The organism is Rhodopseudomonas sp. B29 (assembly GCF_000333455.1).
Lineage (GTDB): Bacteria > Pseudomonadota > Alphaproteobacteria > Rhizobiales > Xanthobacteraceae > Rhodopseudomonas.
In genome coordinates this window covers 1-6,355 of sequence record NZ_BADD01000623.1, presented here as the reverse complement: position 1 = coordinate 6,355, position 6,355 = coordinate 1, and the positions used below count along the sequence as shown (strand labels likewise).

Annotated in this window: 5 protein-coding genes and 1 pseudogene; 1 reads left to right on the top strand and 5 read right to left on the bottom strand. The window is 65.6% G+C overall.

Annotated elements, in window-relative coordinates; all coding sequences use genetic code 11:
* Nucleotides 1-463: pseudogene (locus I5M_RS22580) on the top strand (bifunctional methylenetetrahydrofolate dehydrogenase/methenyltetrahydrofolate cyclohydrolase); the annotation flags it as partial.
* 322 nt (nt 464-785) lie between these two features.
* Here I5M_RS22580 and I5M_RS22575 read toward each other — a convergent pair.
* From I5M_RS22575 to I5M_RS22555, 5 genes are all read right to left on the bottom strand, one after another.
* Complete coding sequence (locus tag I5M_RS22575; RefSeq protein WP_022723479.1) at nt 786-2,267, bottom strand: M20 family peptidase; 1,482 nt, start codon at nt 2,265-2,267, stop codon at nt 786-788.
* A gap of 22 nt (nt 2,268-2,289) precedes the next feature.
* Complete coding sequence (gene ppa, locus I5M_RS22570) at nt 2,290-2,829, bottom strand: inorganic diphosphatase (protein WP_022723478.1); 540 nt, start codon at nt 2,827-2,829, stop codon at nt 2,290-2,292.
* Nucleotides 2,830-2,921: 92 nt separating this feature from the next.
* Nucleotides 2,922-3,434 carry a GNAT family N-acetyltransferase gene (locus I5M_RS22565; protein WP_022723477.1) on the bottom strand — a complete coding sequence of 171 codons (513 nt, stop codon included), beginning with the start codon at nt 3,432-3,434 and terminating at the stop codon, nt 2,922-2,924.
* Between the two features lie 169 nt (nt 3,435-3,603).
* Nucleotides 3,604-4,875, bottom strand: coding sequence for an NAD(P)/FAD-dependent oxidoreductase (locus tag I5M_RS22560; RefSeq protein WP_022723476.1), 1,272 nt, complete (start codon nt 4,873-4,875; stop codon nt 3,604-3,606).
* 270 nt (nt 4,876-5,145) lie between these two features.
* On the bottom strand, nt 5,146-6,355 hold a 1,210-nt coding region (locus I5M_RS22555), incomplete at its 5' end, for an EF-Tu/IF-2/RF-3 family GTPase (RefSeq protein ID WP_022723475.1).

Here is a 6,355-nt window from a genome sequence, read left to right as displayed (position 1 = left end):
GCCGCTCGGCAGCATCATCATGGCCAAGACCGTTCACGCCTCGCTCGAAGGCATGAATGCACTGGTGATCGGCCGCTCGAATCTCGTGGGCAAGCCGCTGGTGCAGCTCTTGCTCAACGAGAACGCCACGGTGACGATCGCGCATTCGCGCTCGCGCGACCTGCCGGCGCTGTGCCGCCAGGCCGATCTGCTGTTCGCCGCGGTGGGCAAGGCCGAGATGGTCAAGGGCGACTGGATCAAGCCCGGCGCCACCGTGATCGACGTCGGCATTAACCGCACGCCTGGCAAAGATGGCGGCAAGGACAAGCTGGTCGGCGACGTCGCGTTCGCCGAGGCCAAGGAAGTCGCCGGCGCGATTACGCCGGTGCCGGGCGGCGTCGGCCTGATGACGGTAGCGTGCCTGCTGGTCAACACGGTGCGCGCGGCGTCTGCGATCCACGGGTTGCCGAAGCCCGCGGTGTAGTCGTCGGCCTTTCAACGTCATTGCGAGCCACCGGGTCCGGCCTTCGGCCGGCCCAATGACAGGCTCCGCGAAGCAATCCAGCTCCGTGCTCGGCGCTGGATTGCTTCGTCGCTGCGCTCCTCGCAATGACGAGGTTGAGGCCGAGCAAGCGCTCAGCCAATCGAGCGGATTGCGACTATCAACTCTGCATCCGTCATACGCGGGCTTGACCCGCGTATCCATCGCGCGCGGGAGCGCGCGGAAGAAGTGATTTCACGAAGATGATGGATTGCCGGGTCAAGCCCGGCAATGACGTGGCTTGTGACGCCGCGGTATCAGGAACTCAGCCCGCCGTGCTCTGCATCAGGCGGACGTAGAACCGGATCATGTCGGCGTAGTTCTTGATGCTGATGCGTTCGTTGGTGCCGTGGAAGCGCTTGAGGTCTTCGGGGGTGGCGCGGACGGGCGAGAAGCGGAAGATGTTGTCGGCGACGTTCGAATAGTGCCGCGAGTCGGTGGCGGCAATCATCAAGCCGGGCGCGACGATGACGTCGGGGAAGACTTCGCGGATGGTGCGGGTCAGCGCCTGATAGGACGGGCTCTTGGTGCCAGTCACCGGCGGCGGATCGAAATTGCCTTCGAACGGCGCGATGCTGATCTTGTCGTTGGCCACCGTGGTGCGGACATGGTCGGCGACGCTGGCCTGGGTGTCGCCGGGCAGCAGGCGGAAATTGACGCTGGCCTCGGCGATGCCGGGCAGCACGTTGTCCTTGTCGCCAGCGTTGAACACGGTCAGCGCCGTCGAAGTCTGCACCATCGCGGCGGTGGTGCCGCTCTTGGCGAATTCGCTGAGCAGCAGCGGCCTGAACAGCCACAGGTTCGACAACACCACGCGGTTGAAGCCGCTCATCTCCGGCGCCAGCGTGTCGAACATCTCGGCGACCGAGCCGCGAATGCGCATCGGCAGGCGGTGGTTTTCGAGCTGCACGAGGCCGGCGGCCAGCATCCCGATCGCGGTGTCGCGCGGCGGCATTGACGAGTGCCCAGGCGTGCCGCGCGCGGTCAGCACCAGCGTGGCGTATCCCTTTTCGGCGACGCCGATCAGCGCCGCCGGCTTGTCGAGGCCCTTCATCACCCCTTCGGTGATGAGCAGGCCCTCGTCGAGCACGTAGTCGAGACGGATGTTGCGGGAGGCGAGCAGCTCGGCGATCTTGCCTGCGCCGCGCAGGCCCGAGACTTCCTCGTCATGGCCGAAGGCGAAGTAGATGGTCCGCTTCGGCCGGAAGCCCTGCTTGGCCATCAGCTCGGCGGCCTCGAGCATCGAAAACAGATTGCCCTTGTCGTCCCACGAGCCGCGGCCCCAGATGTAGCCCCCCTCGATGGCGCCGCTGAATGGCGGCTGCTGCCAATCCTGTTCGGTCTTCGGCGCGATCGGCACCACGTCCTGATGGGCCAGCAGCGCGATCGGCTTGGCTTGCGGGTCCGAGCCCTGCCAAGTGTAAAGCAGGCTGTGGCCGTTCACGACCTCGCGCTTGGCAACGGCATGAAACGCCGGGAAGCTCGCCTGGATATGCGCCTGCAGCGCATCCAGCGCGGCGGCGTCCTGTTCGGGATTGAGGAAGTTGGAAATGGTCTGGAAGCGGATCGCTTCCGACAGGCGTTTGGCGGCGCCCTGCTCGTCGACCGCGATCGGCGCCAGCGGCGCCACCGCGATCTGCTGCGAGCCGTGGCGGAACGTTTTGAAGGCCAGCACGCCCGCCAGCGCCGCGATGGCCGCCACCACCAGCAGAACGAGGAGCCCGAACCATTTCAACAGCCGGCGCATCCTCGTTCTCCGCGGTGGAGAGTTACTTCTTCTTGGCCTGCTTGGCGCGGTCGAGACCTTCGAGGATCAGCTTGTGGGCGTCGTCGGCGCCGCCCCAGCGCAGCACCTTGACCCACTTGCCGGGCTCGAGATCCTTGTAGTGCTCGAAGAAATGCTGGATCTGCGACAGCGTGATGTCGGGCAGATCCGAGTAGGTCTTGATGCGGTCGTAGCGCTGCGTCAGCTTGGACGACGGCACCGCGATGATCTTCTCGTCGTGGCCGGCTTCGTCGCTCATGTACAGCACGCCGACCGGGCGAACGCTGATCACCGCGCCGGGCACGATGCCGCGGGTGTTGGCGACCAGCACGTCGCAGGGGTCGCCGTCGTCCGACAGCGTGTGCGGGATGAAGCCGTAGTTCCCCGGATAGCGCATGGCGGTATAAAGAAACCGGTCGACGACCAGCGTGCCGGCTTCCTTGTCCATCTCGTACTTGATCGGCTCACCGCCGACCGGCACCTCGACGACCACATTGACATCATAGGGCGGATTGACGCCGACCGGGATTGCGTCGATGCGCATCGAGAACTCCAGAAATGTTGGACATTGGCTGACGAACAGCGGGAGGTTCCGAATACCCCGCAGAAGCGCTGTTCGCTAGTGCAAAAAGATCGTCAGCCGTTGTTCCAGGCGAACGCAACCTTGTCGAGCGACTTCGGCCCGAACCGCTCCGAGGAGCGCGCCACCATGCGGCCGCCGAGCGCCCGGTAGAACTCGGTCGCCGGCTCGTTGTCCGACAACGCCCAGATCACCATGCTCTTCAGCCCGCTCTGGACCAGATCGCGGCGGGCCGCGGCGAACAGCCGACGGCCGAAGCCCAGGCCCTGGAATTCCGGGCGCAGATACAGCTCGTAGATTTCGCCGTCGAACTGCAGGCTGCGGGCGCGGTTGCGGCCGTAGTTGGCATAGCCGGCGACACGGTCGCCGAAGCACAGCACGCTGACGCGGCTGCCCTTGCGGATCGCCGAGTCCCACCAGGTCGGGCCGCGGCGGTTGATCAGCTTCTCCAGCTCGGCGCCGGGGATGATGCCCTGATAGGCAGCCCGCCAAGCTTCATCATGCGTTTCCGCGACCGCGGAAGCATCCGCAGTCTTGGCCGGCCTCACTTCGATCAGCGTCGTGCTCATGAGCCAATCAAAGCAAGTCACGGCCCGGCCTTCAAGCTCCATCATTAATTATCGGTTAACATGTGGATTTTCAGCATCACAGAGCCGGCCGGCTGTGCCGGAATCGGACAGTCCGACAATCGCAGCGCAGCACTTGCGGCGCGCTGCTACTCTGCCGATCGAAATCGTCTCATGCTGGTGCGCTAGCAGCCTTGGCGCCGCGGTTCGCCATCGCTTCCTTGACGGCGCGCTCGCCCGAATCACGGGCGCCGTGCGCGGTCGAGAAAAAATGCGGCGAGGTGGCTTCGCCGGCGAAGAACAGGCGATCGTCGACCGGGGCTGCCAGCACGGCGCGGGCGCCGGCATGGCCCGGCAGCGCGTGCGAATAGGAGCCGCGGGCGTAAGGATCGCGCGCCCAGCGCGATTCGGCGAGCGGCGACAATTGCCGGCGGATGTCGTTGCCGAGCAGCTCGGCGATCTCGTCGATCGCCTGCGCGGCGAACGCGCCGTCGCCGGCGTCTTCGAGTTCGCGCGCGAAGCGGCCGCCGAAGAATCCCTCGATGCAGTCGTTTGCGAACGGCCGCAGGTGATACGTGCCCATGGCGGTCCGCATCATCGCGCCGCGCAGATTGCCGTCGGCGGGAAAATCATGCGGACCGGCGAGCCGCAGCATCACCTTGTCGTCGGCACCGAGCGGCAGTCCGCGCGCGGACTCGACTTTGGCGGGTAGTTCGGGCGTGAAGCGGATCGCCTCGTCGGCGATCAGATTGGTCGGCACGGTGATGATCACCTGGCTCGCCGTCAGCGTGCCCTGCGATGTCACGAGGCGAATGCGCGCGCCGGAGTGATCGATCAGCTCGACGGCGCAGTTCAGCGCCACCGGGCACGGCGCGCCGTAGGCGGCGATCAGCGAACCGTAGCCGTCACGGATGCGCCAGTTGATCTCGGTGTCGCGATAGGCCTCGACATCGTGGATCGAAACGCGGTCGAGCTCGGCGCCGTTGACGTAGGTCGAGATGGCGTCGATCATCGGGTTCCAGCGATTGCCGGCCTCGAGCAGCGTCGCGGCCGGCGCATCGGCTTTCTTCTTCGCCGCGCGCCAGACCCGCTCGTAAAAATCCTCGATCGCTTCGCTGAACTCGGCGCGGTCGCGCGGCGGAAACGCATCGCGGTAGCTCGGCTTGCCCCACGGCGGATCGGTTCTGTCGATCGGAATGCCGAGCTGCTCGGCGATGCCGACAAACGAGTTCTCGTCGGCCGAATGCAGCCAGCCGCAACCGACGTCGAAAGCGATCTCGGGCGTCACGCGCTTAGTGTAGGCGCGGCCACCGATGCGGTCGCGGGCTTCGAGCACAAGCACTGATAGGCCTGTGCCCTCCAGCGCCCGCGCCGCGCCGAGGCCGGCCGCGCCGGCGCCGATGATAGCGATATCGACGGAGGAGGGGAAACGCTGCTCGCTCATGCGCAAGGTCTTATCATGTGGGTGGCGGTGCTTTGATGTCGGCCGTCGGTGAAACGCAAATGCCCGGCACGAGGCCGGGCATTGAGTATCGAGACGCCGTAAAGTTCCAGCGGTTCGATCGACCACCGACCTCTCACCGTCATTGCGAGCGAGGCGAAGCAATCCAGTCTCGTGCACTGGGCTGGATTGCTTCGTCGCGGAGCCTGTACTCGGACGGCGCGAAGCGCCGATCCGGGTGCTCTTCGCAATGACGAGGCGGAGTTCGAACGATCAGGCCACGGCCTGCTTGCTCTTCTCGGCGCGCTTGCGCTCGTTCGGGTCGAGCAGGCGCTTGCGCAGCCGGATCGACTTCGGGGTGATCTCGACCAGCTCGTCGTCCTCGATATAGGCCAGCGCCTTCTCCAGCGTCATACGGATCGGTGGGGTGAGGCGGACCGCTTCGTCCTTCGAGGTGGTGCGGATGTTGGTGAGCTGCTTGCCCTTCAGGACATTGATCTCGAGATCGTTGTCGCGGGTGTGCTCGCCGACGATCATGCCCTTGTAGACCTTCCAGCCCGGCTCGATCATCATCGGGCCGCGATCTTCCAGCTTGAACATCGCGTAGGCCACCGCCTCGCCCTGATCGTTGGAGATCAGGACGCCGTTGCGGCGGCCCTGGATCTCGCCGCGATACGGCAGGTAGTTGTGGAACAGGCGGTTCATGATCGCAGTGCCCTTGGTGTCGGTCATCAGTTCGCCCTGGTAACCGATCAACCCGCGGGTCGGCGCGTAAAACACCAGGCGCAGACGATTGCCGCCGGACGGCCGCATCTCGATCATCTCGGCCTTGCGCTCGCTCATCTTCTGCACGACGACGCCGGAGAACTCCTCGTCGACGTCGATCACGACTTCCTCGATCGGCTCCAAAAGCTGACCGTTCTCGTCGCGGGTCAGCACAACGCGCGGACGCGACACGCTGAGCTCGAAACCTTCGCGGCGCATGTTCTCGATCAGGATCGCGAGCTGCAATTCACCGCGACCCGACACTTCCATCGCGTCCTTGTCGGCGGCCTCGACGACGCGCAGCGCGACGTTGCCCTCGGCTTCGCGCAGCAGGCGGTCGCGGATCAGGCGGCTCGTCACCTTGTCGCCTTCGGTGCCGGCGAGCGGCGAGTTGTTGACGATGAACGACATCGACACGGTCGGCGGATCGATCGGCTGGGCCTGGATCGGGGTGTCGACCGACGGATCGCAGAAGGTGTCGGCGACGGTGCCCTTGGTCAGGCCCGCGATCGCGACGATGTCGCCAGCTTCGGCAACCTCGAGCGGCACGCGCTCGAGGCCACGGAAGGCCAGGATCTTGGTGATGCGGCCGGTCTCGACCAGCTTGCCGTCACGGGACAGCACCTTGACGCTCTGGTTCGGCTTTAGCGTGCCGGACGCGATGCGGCCGGTGATGATGCGGGCCAGATAGGGGTTGGCTTCGAGGATGGTGCCGAGC